Origin of the sequence: Janthinobacterium sp. NKUCC08_JDC, from assembly GCF_019345575.1 — a bacterium.
Taxonomy (GTDB): domain Bacteria; phylum Pseudomonadota; class Gammaproteobacteria; order Burkholderiales; family Burkholderiaceae_D; genus Janthinobacterium; species Janthinobacterium aestuarii.
The window spans coordinates 1-223 of the sequence record NZ_JAHKQW010000077.1 but is presented as its reverse complement, the minus strand read 5'-3'; the positions used below and the strand labels follow the sequence as shown (position 1 = coordinate 223).

1 pseudogene is annotated in these 223 nt (G+C 70.0%); it reads right to left on the bottom strand.

The window, feature by feature from the left end:
- A pseudogene (locus KO538_RS29195) lies at nt 1-212 on the bottom strand (IS1595 family transposase); the annotation flags it as partial.
- Nucleotides 213-223 lie beyond the last annotated feature (11 nt).

Sequence of the window (223 nt, the reverse complement as noted above, 5' to 3'; positions counted from 1 at the left end):
GCCTTGTGGCGCAAGCGGGCCAGCGGCGTGCCCGTCAAGGCATTGAAGGTACGTCCGCACGGCACGCAACGGTAGCGCTGCAGGCCGTGCGCATGGCCATGCCGGTGCAAGCGCGCCGAGTGGCAGGCGGGACAGGCCAATCGCGGCTGGGCCACACTTTCCAGCAGCGCGACGGTCGCGTCGTGTGGAGAGTTGCCACGCAGCAGGGCAATGCCTGCCTGCC